Origin of the sequence: Chryseobacterium sp. SIMBA_028, assembly GCF_046535285.1 — a bacterium.
Taxonomy (GTDB): domain Bacteria; phylum Bacteroidota; class Bacteroidia; order Flavobacteriales; family Weeksellaceae; genus Chryseobacterium.
Genome location: NZ_JAWRWZ010000332.1, coordinates 1 through 268 on the forward strand (window position 1 = coordinate 1; position 268 = coordinate 268).

General features: G+C 66.8%; 1 protein-coding gene. It reads right to left on the reverse strand.

Annotation, left to right across the window (positions count from 1 at the left end):
• The coding region (locus SCA31_RS23665; protein ID WP_410699453.1) for a hypothetical protein at window positions 1-268 on the reverse strand (268 nt) is incomplete at both ends.

The following is a 268-nucleotide window of genomic DNA, read 5'->3' on the forward strand; positions in this document are numbered from 1 at the left end:
GTCGTGCCCGGAGCGAGCAGCGCGCGAATCGTCATCGGTCGATCCGGCAGCATCTGGATGCCCTGCAGGCGCTGCGAATACACCGTGACGCCGCCGTTGCCGTCGGTGCCAGCGGTCGTTGCGCTCGTGATCGCCTTCACCGCGAGATTCGCGGGCGCGCCGCGCTGGCCGCCGGCGATCGCCTTGAACTGTTCCGATTCGACGAACTGCTGCCCGATCGATTTTTGCTCCTGACGACCACCACCCGCGCCCGGGCCGTACTTCTTTT